Source organism: Gallintestinimicrobium sp., assembly GCF_046968865.1.
Lineage (GTDB): Bacteria > Bacillota > Clostridia > Lachnospirales > Lachnospiraceae > Gallintestinimicrobium > Gallintestinimicrobium propionicum.
This window is the reverse complement of record NZ_JBKVPW010000002.1, coordinates 26,535-44,619: the sequence shown is the minus strand read 5'-3', so window position 1 is coordinate 44,619 and position 18,085 is coordinate 26,535. Positions and strand designations below refer to the sequence as shown.

The following is an 18,085-nucleotide window of genomic DNA, read 5'->3' as shown; positions in this document are numbered from 1 at the left end:
CGCATGGCGTGCATTCTATTATTCATGGCAATAGAATGCTCACATGGGGTGCATTCTATTGTATTTCCCTGAAATCCTCAAAACATTCTGATTCAAAAAGCATCCGCAGAAATCAGCGACCCTGACAGCCTGTCGCCGCTGATTTCTGCGGATGCTTCTTTTCTCCATCTCTCTGTCTGTTCATCCAACCAGGCTGCACCGGACCGTCACACGCTTTCTTCCTCCATAGGTACAGGTAAACAACGTCAGATCCCAGTCACCGGACAGCATCTCGTCTACTGCATAGGGATTTAAGGTTTCTACCTTTTCTACCTCATATTCGTATACGTCGCCCGAAACCGCTGTAAACTTCACCGTTGCACCCTCCGGCAAAAGTCCGATATTGCCAAAATGCCGTTTATAATTATGGGCGGCAATAATCAGGGAATTTTCCTCTGCACTTCCGGTATAGCGGCAGGGTGCTTTTTTCAAGGACGGATAGCTCCAGGGATCCGCCACCGGCAGCGTAAGCTGCAGGGACGGAATTTCCAGCTCGCCAATCCAGCAAAGCCCGTCTGCCTCCACAAAGGCCATCCCGCTGTTCTCATCCACAGGAAGCGCCTCCGACTCCTGCTCCACAGCAGTCAGCTCTTCTTCATAGGCCTCTAAAGACGCCTCCACCGCAGCTTCGGCACGGCTGCTATCCCAGATATTATACGCGGAGATCCCCACTGCTCCTGCTGCCAGAAGGATCCCAAGCCCCATCAGAACCTTGGAACAGTCTTTTTTTTTTCGACCGATCCACCATCCAAGAAACAGCAATCCTGCTCCTACTGTGGAAAGTGCCAGGATCGGCCAGCGCAGCTGTCCTGTCTGAGGCAGCTTCTCCGGTGTTTTCTGCTCCGAAGTGATTCCCGGTGTAACGATGGTCTCTGTCTTTTTCGGCGGCTTTTTCACCTCCGGCGTAGAGGGTTCCTCGGATTCTTCCGGCGGATACACCGGATCCGGAATTCTTTCGGCCTTCGGATTCACCGACATGTCATATAGCAACTGGGCGTTCAGATTCGTCGGGATCGAAACCAGAGACGGATCGGTTCTGTATTTCTGCATCTGACCCGGAACCAGCAAATACAGACCGGTCTGCAGCCCTGTCCAGCTGATCTTTCCGTTTGCATCTGTTCTTTTCGTATCCCCGGAAATGTGATTTGCTCTCTGATACTCCAAAAGCGCTGCCGAAGCATCCTTAGACTGCTGTGCCGTCAGGTTTTTCAGCTGCACGCTGCAGCCCTCAAAGCCGCCTGTCAGCTCCAGCACCGTATATCCTCCCCGATCCACCATTGCTGCAACCTGATACAGGGTAAACTCTGCATTTGCAACGGGCTCGTCTCGCATGGTGTCAAAAAGGATTTCGATGGAGCCTTTTTTGTCCGTATCCACGTCCTGCATCAAATTGGACGAGCTGCTCTGACTCTGCTGTGCACAGACGTCCTGCTTCCAGCCGCTGCAAAGGGACAATACCATGGCCAGCGCAAGCAGCCAGCCCTTCACCCCTTGTCTGATCCGGATTTTTCTTCCTTTCATTTTCTTCCTCACTTTCTGCTGCAGCTGCAGCCTACCTTTCTCCTGCCGGATACGCTCCTGCACCCCACCGACAATGAAATTTCCTGTTCTCTATCTATCACAATCTCCAACCATCTATCGCAATCTACTGCACCCGCTCCCCATGGATCAAAAGACGATGGGAATTGACTCCATAGGGCGTACAGGTAACCAGTGTGACCTGATCCTTGTCAGACTCTGCTGTCAAACCGTTTAACTCCTCCGGAAGCACCACATCTGTCTGGGTCACTTCATAGACCAGCACACGATCCAGCACCGTGATCTGAAAGGTATCTCCCACCTCCAGCTGATCCAGATCGGTAAACAGCTTTGCCGAGGGAAGCCCCCGATGACCAAACAGAATCGCATGAGTTGTTTCGCCTCCAACCGGCAGGGAGGTTCCCTCCAGATGACCAACTCCAGATTCCAACGCCTCCTCCGATACTCCGTGATAAATGGGAAGCTTCAGCTTTATTTTTTCAATTTCCAGATATCCCATCACACCGCTGTCCTCTGCCAAAAGCAGCTCATCATAGGATTTTCCGTCGATCAAAAGCGCCTCCTTTTCCGCCTCTCCCAGCATATCGAAGCTGATGCCAAGCTCTGCCAGCTTTTGATTATACCGGTCGGCTTCTGCCAGCAGGGCAGCCCGCCTTTTTTGCTCCATCTGCGCCTGTGCTTCCTGATAGGCTGCGATCTGCCTGCGCTGTTTTGCCTGTTCAATCCAGTTGCTGACGGAGGGATATAACAGGACACCCAGCCCTGCCAGACCAAGAAGGATGGCAAGGACTGCCAAAATTTTTCGTTTCATGCACTTCTCCCTTCCGCTTTACCAAAAACAAAAGATCAGGCTTCCCACCAGACGCTTTGCCGGTGACAGCTCCTTTGATACAGCTCCTGCAAGCTTTTCATAACAATCCAGTACAAACTGACACTCTTTCTTTGTCAGCCCCTGATCACTATAACATGCCTTCAGCACGATATTTGCCAGCTTCTGCGCTGTCTTCTCCGAAAATACCGGATATTTCTTTCCAAGCTGCTTTGCAAAGCGCTCCTCCTGACAGCTGCATACACTTTTTTTGTTGAATTTCTGCAGAGCGGCAAAGCTTCGATAAATCCTTTGGATCTGCTCTCCCAGCGTTTCTCCTTTTCTGCCTCTTCTCCGTCGTTTACAGAGGATATGCCGCCGGATGACTGCTGCGATCCCACAGGCAGCTATCGTCAAGGCCACCGCCACCAGTGCTTTTTTCACCACTTGGAATATTCTGCTGCCGATTCCGGGGGTCTCAGCCTCTGGCGTGTCCTCCTGATAAAAGGCTTCCTCCGGGGTGTCCGGACTGTCTGCTTCCTTCTGACTCGAGGCTCCATCACTTTCTGTTACCAGGGCTGCAAAGCCCGGTGTCGCCTCCACTACGGTCCATCCGATTCCTTCCCGGTAGACCTCTGCCCAGGCATGGGCGTTGTCATCCTCCAAAACTGCCTGATAGCTGCCGTCCTCCTGTCCTTTAAAGAGACTTGCCGGCGCTGCATAGCCCACCACATATCGTGCCGGCATACCGCAGGCACGCAGCAGCATGGTGGCCGCCGCTGCAAAATGAACGGAATTTCCTTCTTTGGATTCCTTTAAAAACCATTCTACAAAGTCCTTCCCCTCGGGCACAGCCTCCGGTTCCCGGACAAATTCATAATTTCCTGCCAGCTCAGAAACCACTGCGGTTTTGATCTTTTCCCAGTTTTTTTCTGCTTCCTTTGGATCTGCACTTTCCTTTGTTTCCAGCTCCAGGTCAAATTTCTCCTGCAAATAACTGAGATTTTCCGGCAGGCTGCTGTAATGTGCCTGCACATAGGCGGCATAGGCGCTTTCCGCCTGATCCAAAGTGCTTTCCTGCTGCTTTGTTTCGTTCCAGTCCTCTAATGTTTCCTCCAGCTGCTTTCTGGGATAACAGGAAAAAATATCCTGCTGGACGCTCTGACCTGCCAGTGCGCCGTCGCCTCCCAGCACCTGATAATAATCGTTTAAAAATGCTCCATAGGGAACATAGGTATAATTCGGATTTGCCGCCAGATTCTCCACCTGCAGGGTCACAGCAGAGGAGGCTGCATTCGCCGCAAGCTCCGGCTTTGCATCGTCTCCCTCTCCGGTAAACACCACGTTTTCCGCATAATAGGTTCGCAGAAAGGGCAGATTTTCCACCCCAAGGGATACATTTCCATCCAGCTTCCACAAGGATGCTGCCTGCACAAAGCTCTCCCCGTCTGCCTCCTCAAAGGCTGTCCCGGTGTAATCCGTGCCGATAAAGCCCTTTAAATACACGGTCTCTGAGGGTTTTTCCGAAACCGTAACCTTCAGGGCCTGTACCTTTCCAAAATAAAAACCATCCTGATCTGTCAGTGTGCCATCTGATACCCCTCCGCCGACTCCCTCAACGGAAAGCTTCAGCCTCCCTCCGGAAACCGCCGGAAGCAGCTGCCAGACTGCCTGCAGCACACCGTTTTGCGTCTTCATCCCTGCCTCCTGTGCCTGGAGCAGGGTATTGGTCAGGGGCCGCACCAGCACAAACGCCAACAGCGACAGCACTACAGCCTGCAAAAGCAGCCAGACATTGACACTGCTTTTCATCTGCTCTGTCATCTGCCTTGCTTGACGAGCACTGTCCTGATCCCTTTGATCCGCCCGACTGACAGCGGCGGCACTGAGCATTCCAAGGGTTCCCAACAGGATCAGGAAAAAGCTGAAAAAGGAGGGTGTCCCTCCGGCAATTCCGATTCCTGCCAGCACCGGAAATTCTCCTGCCAGAACCACTGCCGGATTGGTCCGATAACAGATCCCGGCAGATAACAGCCCCGCCAGCAAAAACAGGATAAACCCGAAAAATACCGTCATCTGCATCGCAGATGCTGACGCCTGATACAGGGCAAGGGTACCGTCATAGGCCTCATTTAACCGAGTGCGTACCCCGTTTACAGCAGACATATACCCGGCGATCACATCCTTTTGCAGCAGCAGCAGGAAAAGGCTTACGCCGATCAGGGTTCCCAAAATTGCAAGAAGCCGATACACCCCTTCCAGGGGCAGTCTGGAAAACCCGATCCAGAACAGCACCGAGACAATCAGAAGTATCCAAAAAACAGGGACCAAATATCGGATTCCAAAGCCACTGAGAAATGCGCTGCAAAGACCACCGGTGAGGCAGAACAGACAGATCAGCATACCAGCCAGCCGCCACAGCTTTTTGACCAGCATACCGCCGGGTTCTTCTTCCTGTAGAATCCGACAGGTAATCCTGCCTACCGCTTCTTTATCCAGCTGTCCCGGCTCCTGCCCTTTCTTCATTGCCTCTCACCTGCCTGACTGTTCCTTCTGCATCTATTTTCCAGAGCTGCCCGCCGACTACCGGCTCTGTTACACCGCTGCCTCTGCCCTTTTCCAAAAGATCCTCTGCCGGATACTTATTTTTCCCGGCAGATTGCTTTTGGCTCTGCTTTCCATTCTGCTCCAGCTCTTCCTTTGTGGCGGTAAGACAAAGCCGTTTGAGAAAGACCCACAGCTCCTGGACTCTGGAAATCTGCATTCTGCACAGCTGCTCCTGCTCCTGCCAGAATACCTCATATTCCTGTTCTGCCGCCAAAAGCCTCCAGCAAAAATCCGCTGTCTGCTCCAGCAGCCGTTCCAATTTACAATGATCCCACTTTTCCTGAGGCGGATGATACAGATCCACCTGCAGCAAAAGCACCTCCCGCTTTGGCAGGCTGAATTCCCGCACCAGCATTTCTCCGGTCTTTGCAGTCAGCTTCCAATGCACTCTCTGCAGCGGATCTCCATCCCGATAGGCACGGACCTCGAATACCTCCGAGCCATCGTCCCCGCCTTTTTTTTGGGAATGCTGATCCGAATCCCCGCCGGAGGCAAGCTGTGCCGGCGGGATCCATTCCTCCGCCTGATGTACCAGGGGCACGGACAACACCTGCACTTTTTTGTCTGTGATCAAAAGCTTCTTTGACCATAACCGAAGCCAGTCCCGCACGGATGCCGACTGGATCCAGAACTCATAAACACCGGAATACCTCACCGGAATGCAAAATTCCAGCACACCGGTCCGTTTTCCACCTGCCATTCCCATGCTTTCCACGATGCCCGTGCTGTTATCCAGAAGATCCCGCCAGCCGACGGTAACCGCCACACAGGAGGCCGGAAGCAGGGAAGCATTTTTCAGCTTTACCCGAAGGACGATGGGCTCTTCCTTCCCCACCGTCTCTTCTGCAGGCTCCGGCACAATTTCTACCTTCCCAGCCAGGATCTGAACCAGAATCCACATGGAAAGCGCCAGCAGCAGCTCAAAGCCCAGCAAAAACGAGGCAAAGCCCCCGGGAGCAGCTACGCCCCAGACGGCAGTCAGAACCACCGCCCCTATATAAATTGCTTTTTCCTTCAAGGCTTCACCCTTTCTCCGGAGCAGGGGCCGGGGTCTCCTTTAAGATCCGCTCCAGCACGGCTGCTGCACGGAATCTATCCATTCCGGAGCTTGATACAGGCTGTACCCTGTGGGCCGCAACATCCTGAAATTCTGCCGCAACATCCGCAGGGATCACAAAGCCGCGGCCTTTCCGATAGGCTCTCGCCTGCGCCATTTTCAAAAGTGCCAGAGAGCCTCTGGGACTCAGCCCAAGCTCCAATGCGTCATTGCTTCTGGTGGCCCGGGCCAGACGCACGATATAGTCATATACCTGATCGTGTACAAACACTTCTTCGACTTCTTTTTTCATTTCCATCAGCTCCTGACTGCTGATGACAGGACGTACATCCTCCAGCCCGTTTCCGCTCCGGCGGCTTTTTAAAATATCCATTTCCTCTGCGGCATCGGGATATCCGATCCCAAAGCAGATCAGGAACCGGTCCAGCTGGGATTGGGGCAACAGCTGGGTTCCGGCAGAGCCGACCGGGTTCTGGGTGGCAATGACCAGAAAAGGAGACGGTACCGGTCTTGTCACACCGTCTACGGTTACACTGCCCTCCTCCATTACCTCCAGAAGCGCCGCCTGGGTCTTGGGAGAGGTACGGTTGATCTCATCCGCCAGAAGAATATTGCACATGACTGCGCCGGGACGGTATAAGAAGGCGTCCTTTTCCCTGTTGTATACGGTAAAGCCTGTAATATCGGCCGGTAAAACATCCGGCGTAAACTGCACTCTGTTCTGCGCCACACTCATTGCCTTGGCAAAGGCCAGCGCCAGGGTTGTTTTTCCCACTCCCGGAACATCCTCCACCAGCACATGTCCGCCGGCAAGAATGGCGGTCATGAGCTTTTCCACGCACTCTGTTTTTCCGATAAATGCTTTTTTTACTTCTTCAATTACTTTCTGCGCCTTGTTTTCCTGCATGACTGACTCCTTTTGCCTTTCTTTCGTTTTTCCCGGACATCTCCACGGCTTCTTTGCCGTTTCACGATCAGCAGGAAGATGGATCCCTCCACTCCTGCCACGATCAGCAGGGATACCAGCAGCCACGGCCATACATCCACGATCCGCTTCGTGATGGTCTGGGACTGTACTTCATGCACCGCATTCTGTTCTGCCAGCTCCTCCGGCGGGATGTACTCGGTCCGCTCGCCACGAACCAGCAGCCGGTGGGTGTTGATGGCATAGGGAGTACAGGTGACAAGGGTACAGTAATCCTTTCCTTCCACGATCCCGATGTCCTGGGTTTCCTCCGGAAGCACAACCTTGATCTGGTCTACCTTGTAAGCAAGCACCTCATCCAATACATGGAGATAGAACACATCGCCCTCCTCCAGTTTGTCCAGATCCGTGAACAAAACCGCACTGGGCAGTCCACGATGACCGGTCAGCACGGAATGGGTGCTTGTACCGCCGATCGGATAGGAGGACTCCGCCAGATGACCGACGCCCTTCTGCAGCACATCTTCGCCGGTTCCGCTATATATGGGAAGATATACGTCAATTTTCGGAATTTCGATAAAACCAATGCTCTCGCCCACATCCACCAGATCGAGGTAGCTGATTCCATCCTCTCCCTGCATGGCACTGGCTTCCACTGCTGCATTGAGCTGTTCATTATATTTGCGGACTGCTTCCTTGGCAGCGTCGATCTGCTCCTGATCCATCTCTGCAACCTGCTCATCATAGGCGGCAATCGCCTGACTTGCATGGGACTGGGCGATCAGGTTGCTGACAAAGGGATACAGGGTCAGACACAGACCTGAAAAAAACAATATCGCGATAAACCAGGCTCTTTTTTTATCCATGGCAGTAACCTCCGGACATTTTATAAGGAAAGGCACAGATCAAAGGCCTGCGGCAACCGCCGCTTCTGCATTTTCTCTGCGCCGTTTTTTCGTGGACATCCAAGGGCACGGGAGAGCGCCCGGATGTCCTTTTCAGGAAGGGAATGGGAAAACACAACACGGAAAAGAAAATCCCAAATTTTTCTTTCCCGATTACCGCAGCCGCAGCCGGTTTCTAAGACCGACGGCGATCACCGCAGTATCGCTCCCTTCAGGGGGAAAGGGGGTTCTGAAGGAGCGATGCACAGGGCGGGACGTGACCCCCGTCCTGTGCCGGAATCTGTTTGCGCCACACGAAACGCGATACAGACCCGTTGCTGATAAAATTGCAGCTGTACTTCACAACAGCTTCGCAGCATCCATAGAAGAGATAACAAAAAGGTTATCTGTCTGAATTACTCTGCTTTTTTCTTCTTGCCGGTGATCAGCAGGATCACTGCTGCTGCCATCATGGCAATACCAGCGAAGGTAAATACGAAGGTACCGATACCACCGGTGGTGGGAAGGGTGAAGCCTTTTTTGTTAATAACTTTCTGTACTTTTATACCTTGTTGAGTAGTTGAATCTGCGGAAGTAAATGTAGTTTCTTTAATCTCGCTCTTTACCTGTTTTTCTCCATTTCCATCTTCTACCCAAGCCGACTCAGTTTTCGTAGTTGTTGTATATTGAACATTTAATATTACCGCAATCGGTTTTTTCAACAGATTATATCCATCATTCGTTTTTGTTTCAACCAGATAATAGGTACCATTGGAAAGTCCTTTATGGGTTACTGTACCATCCGTACCTGTTTTTAATGTCTTAATATTTTTCCAGGATTTTGTCTTATCTAATCCTGCAGGCGCGTCTGCTCCCGAAATGGCACCCTCTGTTCCAGCAGGAACCTCCTGATAAAGGTCAAATTCAACATTTGCTAATTTCTTAGTTTCAGATCCATCCTCACCGGTCTTTTCAATTTTTACTGCAAAGGTATATACGACAGTACTGTTCTCGATCGTATTTTTTCCTTCTTCTTTATCTTTGTTCGGGTTATCTGGATCATCAGTAGTATTTGGTGTAATATTTTTGGAATATTCCAATTTTGCAGTATTCCGATTGCCAGCTGTTGTGTTAAAAGCAGTATCCTTTAATGTCGCATTATATGTGATGACTAACTGTTTTCCTTTATATGCCTCCATCTGAGCGGGAGTAAATTTAATTGTAAATCCATCTGCTCCCAGTGCTTCTGTAGAGTATGCCTCCACTACAACAGGAGTACCATCGCATGTAATTTTAATAGAAGATAAGTTATCTTTTAAATTAGTAGGTGTATCTGTTACGGTAAATGTTTTCAGCTTTGTAATATTATTCGGAACATTTACAGTAATTTTATAAGGGATTTCATCTTCGATGCTGTAATCTGCATCCCTTCCCCATGGACCATTGTTTTTCTTCTGAACCTCTTTTTTTAAATCAGGGCGTTCATTAGTTATCTTAATTGTGATATTGGCATCTGTAGTTCCATTGTATTTAATTTTTCCTTCATTAGTTACTTCAAATGGATATGCAGTGGCACCGTCCATAATATAGCCATCTCCAACAAATGTTTCAATCAGACGATATTTACCTTTGGACAGTCCATCGATTGTAATCTTTCCTTCGCTATCTGTTGTAAGAGTTAAGTTATTTCCAGTATCATCACCCTGCGCGGTGGATTGCTTCGTAATATTAATCCACTTATCATCTGTATCAGATTTTTTTTGCAGAGCAAACACAGCGCCTGATATTTTTTCATCATCCTTCACGCCAGTTTTTTCTAAGCTTATCTTTCCATATCCTGTTTCATTTTTGGGATAGACATGGATATCATATAACCAATCCGAGCCATCTGTAGTAGTCATAGGAACCGATAACAGAAATGGTTTCATAGGTATTGTAACAGCATCCGGAACAGTTGTTTCAATTACAACGTAAAAACCAAGATCGAGGTTAGGGAACGTTGCAGTTCCGTTTGCGTCAGTTTTCTTTTCTGCAATAGTTTTTTTAACAAAACCATCTTTAATACTACCTGCTTCATCTACATAGCCATCAACCGCCGGTAAATCTTTTGGATCTGCATTGTAATAATTCTCCATGCCATCTTTATCTACAACCTGATAAAGTGTAAATCCTGCACCTTTTAAAGGTACTGCACCAGTCGGAAAGTCGCTCGTATCTGCTTCTGTACCGTTTCCTACAATCCCCGTACCATTACCGCTTGTATACTTATGAATCGTAACCGTTCCCGTCTTATCCGGATCCGTATCAATCGTCGGCATTTTTGCGGAAGGTTCAGCCGCAAATGCCGTCATTGTCATCATCGACAATGTCATTCCCAGGGTCAGGAGCCCTGTCAGAAGCTTTTTCATTCTCTTCATTGTTTCAATTCTCCTTTTTTTGTTCGGCTGTCCTTTTGTGTTTGGGACAGCCGAATTTTTTACTTCTCCTGCTTTGTACGTTTTGCTCCGTACTTTGTTTCTAAGGTTTTCGCCTTATGCAGCTGCCGGACATAAGCCCCTGCTCCAACAGCCGGTGTTTCATACCTCTGGGGGTATTATCTCTTCTTCCGAAGCTTATCGTCCCCCTTTCTGCATTGCAGCGTGAAGTATGTACCCATAAGGATTGCCTGCGCCATCAGCGCAATGCCTCCCATAGTAACCAATCCAAACCCTGATCCTCCTGTTGCAGGAAGGATCAGCTGCTTTGTGTTGTAGATGATGAGGGGGATTTCATTTTTTCCCTGTAGAGATATTGGAGTCCAGGTTCCTCCTGGTTCCTTCTCCATCTTCCATTGCACCTGATTCGATGCATCAATTTCAATTAAGATCGAATCACTCAGCAGGTTGTAGCCCTCTGCAGCCTTTGTTTCTGTCAGTCTGTAGGTTCCCTGACCGAGTTTTTCAAAGGTAGCAATGCCTTTATCGTCAGTAATTTGCGGGCTACCGGCTTGTTCAAACCACTTTTCAGTCGAATCCTTCTTTTCCAGCTTAAACTCTACTCCGGAAAGTAATTCTTCCGTTGTGTTTTTACCCTTTTTCGTAATTATCAGGTTCAGCTCTTCCAAATAGGTATTGGTCACTGTCATATTCACCGTCGGCTGTTTGTCGGTTTCCCTTGAAAAGTCAATGCCTGCTTCTGTCGGATCTGTTGCTGATGTTGTGGTCGGATCTGCCGTGGAACCTGTTGTTGTGGCTGCCGAAGTTTCCATGGAATAGGCTACTCGATAGGTTTTTCCACCCACAGTGTATGTCCTGCCGGAAGCAATCTCCTTTCCTTCGGCATCCACTTCCATAACCCGATAGATCCACGGGACTTTAGATTCTGCTTCTGCTGCACTGTTCACATATTGCTCCAGATTCGTAAAGGTATAAGACCAAACGTAGGATGAACCACTATACTTGGGAGTAACTTCAACCCATTTTTTCCTTGAGATATTGCCGGAATAGTCAACCGCTTCCCACGTCGCAGTTAGATTATCCTTCGCTTTTCTCTGCAGCTGCAAATAAATACTCTTCGGAAGCTGTTTCAGATCCGTAATCGGCGTGCCATCTGTCTTTACCCATTGTTTAGTTACAGCGATGTTGCCGGTCGGTTTGTTATTATTTCGAAATACCACGACAGGATTTTTTGTCATATCTGTTTCTGCTGTAATGGTACCGTTTACGGAGCCCTTCTTTGCATTAAAGGATGATGCTTTCTCGTTATTGATCAGAACCTCCTTCAGGGAAGTGCCATCTGTCGGTTTTTCTTCTATAATCTCATAATCTGTTCCGATGGGAATTCCTGTAATCGTATGGGATTTTTCCTGCTTTAAGCGAATTTCTGTTGTAATGGAGTCTCCTTTTTCCAATGACATTCCTGCGACATTTGTAAATTTAATTTGAAAGGTATAGGTTCCGGTCAGATTATCCGAATCCTCCGTCTTCTCCTTTTTGATCGTAAGGGAACCAACCTTGACTTTATTTACAAATACCGCTTTTAATTTTGTAACACCGTTTTCATTATCCGGATTATCGTAGGAACGGAACACGATGGTATCTTGAGTTTCTACACCCGCTTCTTTCGCAAACTGCGTTGAAGTATATCCGGTGTTTTTATTCTCATCCGTAAATACCTCTTTTCTGCCATCCTTGATCTGCGTTCCGCGTACGTTGGAAACCTTTTGCTCTGATGGAATCTCTACCGTCTTTATGTTTTCCGTTTTGGTTACCTTGTCTACTATATGTCCGTTTTCATACAGGCTCCAGCTTGTTTCAAATGCAGGAGAATCTATTTCCTCCTTCACGGAAATGTAGCTGCCGCGGCGGAACTGATTTCGGAAGGTTGCCGTCTGACCATCCGCCAGTACAAAGGTTCCATCTTCTCTAATCACGCCGGTATCTGTACTGTAGGAATTGCTCAGAGAATAGACTGCACCCTTTGGCTTCTTCAGGTTTCCGGATGCAACAGAATCATAATCCGGAATGGCTTCCTGATTCACCTTGAATCCGATATGCTGCGTTACCTGCACGCCGGAACGGAATACAAAGTCATCCAGATATATGTTTCTGGGATAGCTGTAATTAAATTTGATGAATCGTATATGGCTATAGTCAAAATCAGGGCTTCCTTTTAATTTGCTTAAGTCAACCGTCAGAGTATTCCATGCATTTTTCTTAAGGGTTGTGTTTCCGTATAGCTTTCCGGATAACAAGTCTCCGATCTTGTTCCCTTTTGCATCCTCCAGCTCCAGATAAATACATTTCGCTGTTGGAGTATCGTCATCATCATAATATAGCTTGAAATCCAGATACTTATTCGCCGCAAACGCATCCAGAGTTTCACCTGATTGATATGGGATAATACCAAATCTCGAGTCTTTGTACACTCCAGTCGTATCCTCTATCGGTGCATACCAGTGCGCTACACCGTTTTGACCCTCTTTACCATCCTCTCGCTTAAATGTAATATCCGAGTTTTCAGGCTTTAATACTGATGAACCGCGGTCAAACCTGTTAAATGGCTTTGTTACTACTGATGTTCCACTTCCTGCTGCGGTTGTTCCATAGTGTGTCGCCTGATTTTGGATCGTAAAGGGGAATACGGAGGCATCCTCAAAGGAATCCTTAAACAGCTCATTTACCTCACTTTTATCTACCTGCTTTTCTACTGCAAACTCGTTATCATCCGGGAAGTTGAAGGTAATCTTCATATTAGATTCCCACATACCGCGTTCCATATAGAACATGGTAAGGGTATGCTCGGCTAATCTATCCCCCTCCAACGTGAAGCCTGTTGTTTTACGAGGAGTTACCGTTGCGTCTGCCGCACTTTTCTTTACCGCACTCACGGTTGCCTTATTTTCAGCGAAGTTCAGCGTTCCTTCTACCCTTCCATGATCTCCGCCAACATCCAGTGCCAGCTTCCCATCAATAAATACCCATACATCATCATCTCCGGCAAACTCAAAGATAATCGGCACGTCTTCATTATTATTTCCTTTAACCGTTCCATTCTCTGTCAGGCGAAATTTAATCTCCAATTTTGTGCCAAATCCAAAATTATATTTTGTTGCGATCGATCCGCCAGTGGTTTCATTAAATGGGAAAAATCCATATGAATCATTCTTTACGGCTCCACTAGCCTCAACATTCTTCGCCCAGTCCTTATTCTCTGTATCCTTCAGATAATATTTCCCGGTTGCAGAATCCTTCTGCATCGCAAGTGTCGTTTCGCTGCTGTCAAAGCACCAGTATGCTACTCCATTCGTCGGTTTCTGTTTAAACGGGAATAATACATTATGATAAACCTTACCCAAGACCGCATTTTTGCTGTTTTTTCCCAATAAAAATGCTTCGTCAAAATGGGGTTCTGCACTCTCGCCATCTGCAGTCATCAGCGTTCCATTGAAAAGTGCCGCATTTACAAGGCCCTGTGCTGCACATGTATAATCAACCTGATTTCCACCCGCATCTATCGCAGAGTTGTTTGTGGAAAAGAATTTGTTATAGTCATCACTTCCATATAGATTCAATGTGCTCCCGATATTATCACTGTTGAACCGACAGTCCCATTTGTCAATACTCGGCTGAAAATGCCCCGTATAGATCGGAATGGAAACCTGATTCTTTTTATAATAATCACTCAATGCCTGATCAAATTGTCGGAAAGTGACCCAGTTGCGATGAGACATTCCCTTCTCACCCGGATAGGAATCCCGATTATTACCGTTCAATTCATAATCCGTGTAGTAGTCATAGAAGGTAGAATCTACATACAGGATATTCGAATTTGCTGAAAAATCACTTTCCGTAATATCAACTACATCGACTTTCTCACCAGCATCGGTTTTCTTATACTTCTCTGCATCCCGAACCGTATATGCTTCAGCCCAGTAACCGCCTCTATATTCATTATCGTATACAGCAGTATCACCGGCGTCTGCATAGAAGCAAGGTTTTCCTCCATACGTTCCCGCTTCCGGAATCGTCAGAATAGCTGTTCTTCTGCCACAGAAGTCGCCAGACCAGCTATCCTTATTTTCTATCGCATCAGCAGAGAAAATAATTTTATCAATTCCCTCATCTTCCGGAATCCGCACATACCACACATTGTCCCAGGTCTGTCCATCCTTTTTGTGGGACTTTGCTTTTATCATCTCTCCACGCCGGTACTTATTAGTTTTTTCGTTCCATGCACAAAAATAAACCTTCGCATTGTCATTTTTCGGGATGGAATTTTGTCCACCATTTCCTCCATCTGGCGTATTCAGCTTTGAATAGGTCGCATCAAAATAGATTTTCTTTCCGGTTCCATATTCGCCTGTGACATTTGCTATGTTGTTCGTCACCTGAAGCAGGTTACAGCCCCGATCTGTCCAGAAAAAATGATAGATATTGCCCTTGGGATCATTCACTGTCAGAACAGTCTGCTGGGTTGTGTCATCGCCCGTAAACGTATAGCTGTACAAGCTCTCATGAAACTTTGGATCTGGTTTCAGCTCCTCTCCTGTTTTTGATCCAATCTGCAGAGTTACCTTCTGGCTTCTCTCTTCTACCGGAAAATGCTGATTATCAAAATAGAGGATTTCGTCTTTCAGACTCTCGTTGTCCGGTGTTGTGCCCCAGCAGCTTATAGTAGTTGTTGTGCCATCGTCGTTCTTCAACTCGGTAGCCCCATACAGGAAGGTATCCACAGAACCAGCTTTATAGGTTACAGGAACTACATCAGGGTCTGCATTGGTATTGTCTTGTCCGAAATAGTAAATCCCTCCCAGCTGTTTTTCGGATCCATCTGTTTCATCTGTTGTAAACTTCACATAGGGTTTTGCTTCAATTTTCTCCTTTTCTAGTTCTGCTGTAAAGAGGTTCGAAAAATCAGTAACACCATTCATCACGACGGATTCCGTTGTTCCCGCAGAGAACTCGCTGTCCGAGGAATAGACTACCTTTACCGGGGTTGTGACATTACCAGTAAAGTCATAGAAATACAAAGACATAAACTTATTCGCGATTTCTGCAGTAATGTCTTTGACAATGTAAACCTTTCTATTACCGATCATTCCTGATGCTTCAGTATCTCTTGCAAACACCTTTCCGCCAGCAGCAGAAAAACTTATACCAGCAGAAGAAGAACTCTTACCTGCTAATTGTGTTCTATAATAATCTTTCGCATTAATCCCACCACTACCGTTCCAATCATTTACATAGGTAAAGGCAAATTCCTTATTACCATTGTTGCTGTCAATTGGCCATCTCCAATAGTCTTTGCCATAAACGGTGACTTTTTGACCCGATATAAAACCGTCCACACCATTCTTAAAAAGATATATAGGAGTTTTTGTAGTCCAATTCGGTCCTCCATCCAAATTCATCCCTGTCGTATCCAGATATACATAGTTAGAATCCAGTCCTCCTGCTGCCTTCCTGAGTCTAACCTTCGCCACACGGCTGGCTTTTCTCATTTCGCCGCCCATGTCGTACAGGTTTCCGTCCTGCTGGATTTCTTCTGTTGCTTCCTTTTTGACAGCTTCCTTGGAAGGAGCTTGCTCTTTACTGCTCTCCTCTGTGCCGGTTTCTGCTTCGGTCTGTTTGGTCTCTTCTTCCGTTTGTTTGCTTTCCGATGCAGTTTCTCCGTTGTTTTCTTCTGTATTTTCCTGTTTGGATCCTTCTGTGGCAGGCTCGGTTCCCCGTTCCAGGGTTTCAACGGTTTTCGCCTCAACCGTTTCGCTCAGCACCTCCAGGTGAAAAAAACGGGTCTCGCACCTCGCTTCCTGCTCCCAGGCTGCTTCTGCTGTCGGATCGCTGTCCAGAGTGTTTCCTTCGGAACCTGCAGCATCGTTTTCTGTTTCCGGTGCAGAGGGCACATTGTTTTCCGTTTCATAGCTTGTCTCTGTGCCGGTCTCTGTTTCCGGTTTGAAATCTGCTTTGGTCTCGGTTTCTACCGTGGTATGTGTTTCTGCAGCAGTTTCCGTCTGAGGTCTGCTTTCTGTTTCAGACTCGTTTTCTGTCTTCGTCTGTGTTTCGGTTTCCGTCTGTGTTTCGGTTTCCGTCTGTGTTTCGGTTTCCGTTTCCGTCTCGGTTTCCGTTTCCGTCTCGGTCTCTGTTTCCGTCTCGGTTTCTGTTTCGATTCTTTCGATGGTCATCTGATAGCAGGGTGCTGCCAGACTGTTCCAGTCAATTTCAATGACATCTGTTTGGATGGTTGCATCAAAGGAGGTGCCCAGGAAAAACTGCACATGGTCATATGCCTGATCCAGGGTGTACTGGTAAATATCCTCGCCTTTGGAGGACGCAATCATCCGAACCGGCTCTGCAGAAAGCTCCTGTCTGCCGCCCTCCTGCTCTGTCCAGGCGTAAAGGGATACGCCCGACTTTAAGAACTCCGGATCCTCTTTGATCTTCGATGCATCGAAATAAATCATATAATGAAGGTTTACCCAGCTGCCTGTGGATTCTTCTCCGTCCACTTGCTCCAGTACAAAGCAGGGTTCCCGGAAGTCCCATTCCGTATAAACCGGTGTGGTCGCTTCCGTATAATCCCATCCATCTGTCCCGGCCATAAATGCAATATATTCATAAGGTCTGTCCAGACAGTATTCGTAAATTCCATCGCCCTTATCAGAGGGCTTCATTTCAACCGGTGCGTCCGCTGCACTGTCTTCTTCCGAATCATATGCATAAACGCTGACGCCGTTCTTACAGAACTCACTGTACTGACTTCCATCAAAATATACGGTATACAATCCGTAAAAGCTGCCTGTCCCGGTCAGGTCTTCTCCCTGAAGCCGGTAGCAGGGTGCCTGTAAGGACCAGTCTATCGTAAGCTCCCCTGTGGTGTTTTTGTTTTCTTTTTTCTGTCCCTGGCAAAATACAACATGCTGATATTTCCGGGTCAGACCCAGCTGCCAGACCTCCTGCTGTCCCTCTGCCTTTTCCAGCTTTACCGGTTCTGCTGCTTCTGCCTCTGCTGCATCGTCATAAGCGTATGCATAGATCCCTTTGGATGCCAATGCCTCTGCCGTGCTGCTTCCTGAAAGATCCAGGTATACGGCATATGGAGTTTCTTCCTTCGCTTTCACTCTGTTTCCTTCTGCAAACATGCCAGTTCCCGATACCATTTCCAGTATCAAAAGTAAGCTCAGAAAAAAGCTGACAGATCTTCTTATCTTTTTCCGTTTCTCCGGTGATATTGTCGCTTTCCACATACCGATTTTCCTTTCCCCCTGTTTTGTTCCTTCTGTTTCACAATGGTTTTTATGCCACATTTTCACTTTATCTAAATTGTAGGATTTTTTTTGTGCAAAAGCAATACCATAGGCATATTGAATATTTCAGATTTATATTAAAAATTTAAGAACTTTTCACAAATGTCATTATTAAATTTATATATATTCGTTTTATCAATTATTTTTTTGTATTTCATATATTTCCTATCATCCTAACATGTTAAAAATAATGTTTCTGGTATTGCATATCACGTTTTTATATTGTTTTCAGGGATTTTGTGAATTTTGCTGTATCTGCATTTCCTGCCGCTGACAGTCTGCATAATTGTGCTGCGTGGGATAAACTTCATTACAGTTCACTCGTCCCCTTCTGCGTTCAGATTCCATAAAATTTATATGTTGTAAAAACTGCCGTTGAATTTTACAGCAGTTTGGGATATGCTATGAGCGAAAAGAGTTGCGAAGATTGAAAAACAAAATT

At 47.4% G+C, this 18,085-nt stretch carries 8 protein-coding genes; all 8 read right to left on the bottom strand.

Annotated features, from left to right (window positions below):
- Positions 1–180: 180 nt before the first annotated feature.
- The 8 genes from ACLTOQ_RS01880 to ACLTOQ_RS01845 all read right to left on the bottom strand — a co-directional run bounded on the left by ACLTOQ_RS01880 (position 181) and on the right by ACLTOQ_RS01845 (position 17,583).
- Positions 181–1,560, bottom strand: coding sequence for a sortase domain-bontaining protein (locus tag ACLTOQ_RS01880; RefSeq protein WP_412318573.1), 1,380 nt, complete (start codon positions 1,558–1,560; stop codon positions 181–183).
- Between the two features lie 124 nt (positions 1,561–1,684).
- Positions 1,685–2,389, bottom strand: coding sequence for a class C sortase (locus tag ACLTOQ_RS01875; protein WP_412318572.1), 705 nt, complete (start codon positions 2,387–2,389; stop codon positions 1,685–1,687).
- A gap of 18 nt (positions 2,390–2,407) precedes the next feature.
- Positions 2,408–4,912: a DUF3488 and transglutaminase-like domain-containing protein gene (locus ACLTOQ_RS01870; RefSeq protein ID WP_412318571.1), complete on the bottom strand. Its 2,505-nt coding sequence runs from the start codon at positions 4,910–4,912 to the stop codon at positions 2,408–2,410.
- A complete protein-coding gene (locus tag ACLTOQ_RS01865) occupies positions 4,878–6,011 on the bottom strand; it encodes a DUF58 domain-containing protein (RefSeq protein ID WP_412318570.1) in 1,134 nt (377 codons plus the stop codon). The genes ACLTOQ_RS01870 and ACLTOQ_RS01865 overlap by 35 nt, the downstream gene beginning before the upstream one ends.
- Positions 6,012–6,015: 4 nt before the next feature.
- A complete protein-coding gene (locus ACLTOQ_RS01860; protein ID WP_412318568.1) occupies positions 6,016–6,957 on the bottom strand; it encodes an AAA family ATPase in 942 nt (313 codons plus the stop codon).
- Positions 6,930–7,841: a class C sortase gene (locus tag ACLTOQ_RS01855; protein ID WP_412318567.1), complete on the bottom strand. Its 912-nt coding sequence runs from the start codon at positions 7,839–7,841 to the stop codon at positions 6,930–6,932. The genes ACLTOQ_RS01860 and ACLTOQ_RS01855 overlap by 28 nt, the downstream gene beginning before the upstream one ends.
- 434 nt (positions 7,842–8,275) lie before the next feature.
- Positions 8,276–10,276 carry a SpaH/EbpB family LPXTG-anchored major pilin gene (locus ACLTOQ_RS01850; RefSeq protein WP_412318566.1) on the bottom strand — a complete coding sequence of 667 codons (2,001 nt, stop codon included), beginning with the start codon at positions 10,274–10,276 and terminating at the stop codon, positions 8,276–8,278.
- Between the two features lie 176 nt (positions 10,277–10,452).
- The gene (locus ACLTOQ_RS01845; RefSeq protein WP_412318565.1) at positions 10,453–17,583 is read right to left on the bottom strand and encodes a SpaA isopeptide-forming pilin-related protein; all 7,131 of its coding nucleotides are present in this window, start codon (positions 17,581–17,583) and stop codon (positions 10,453–10,455) included.
- Between the last annotated feature and the right edge of the window lie 502 nt (positions 17,584–18,085).

Bases quoted from the DNA above. Each gene is read 5' to 3' on its own strand.
- ACLTOQ_RS01855 (WP_412318567.1), bottom strand. From the start codon at position 7,841: ATGGATAAAAAAAGAGCCTGGTTTATCGCGATATTGTTTTTTTCAGGT.
- ACLTOQ_RS01850 (WP_412318566.1), bottom strand. From the start codon at position 10,276: ATGAAGAGAATGAAAAAGCTTCTGACAGGGCTCCTGACCCTGGGAATG.
- ACLTOQ_RS01870 (WP_412318571.1), bottom strand. From the start codon at position 4,912: ATGAAGAAAGGGCAGGAGCCGGGACAGCTGGATAAAGAAGCGGTAGGC.
- ACLTOQ_RS01875 (WP_412318572.1), bottom strand. From the start codon at position 2,389: ATGAAACGAAAAATTTTGGCAGTCCTTGCCATCCTTCTTGGTCTGGCA.
- ACLTOQ_RS01860 (WP_412318568.1), bottom strand. From the start codon at position 6,957: ATGCAGGAAAACAAGGCGCAGAAAGTAATTGAAGAAGTAAAAAAAGCA.
- ACLTOQ_RS01845 (WP_412318565.1), bottom strand. From the start codon at position 17,583: ATGTGGAAAGCGACAATATCACCGGAGAAACGGAAAAAGATAAGAAGA.
- ACLTOQ_RS01880 (WP_412318573.1), bottom strand. From the start codon at position 1,560: ATGAAAGGAAGAAAAATCCGGATCAGACAAGGGGTGAAGGGCTGGCTG.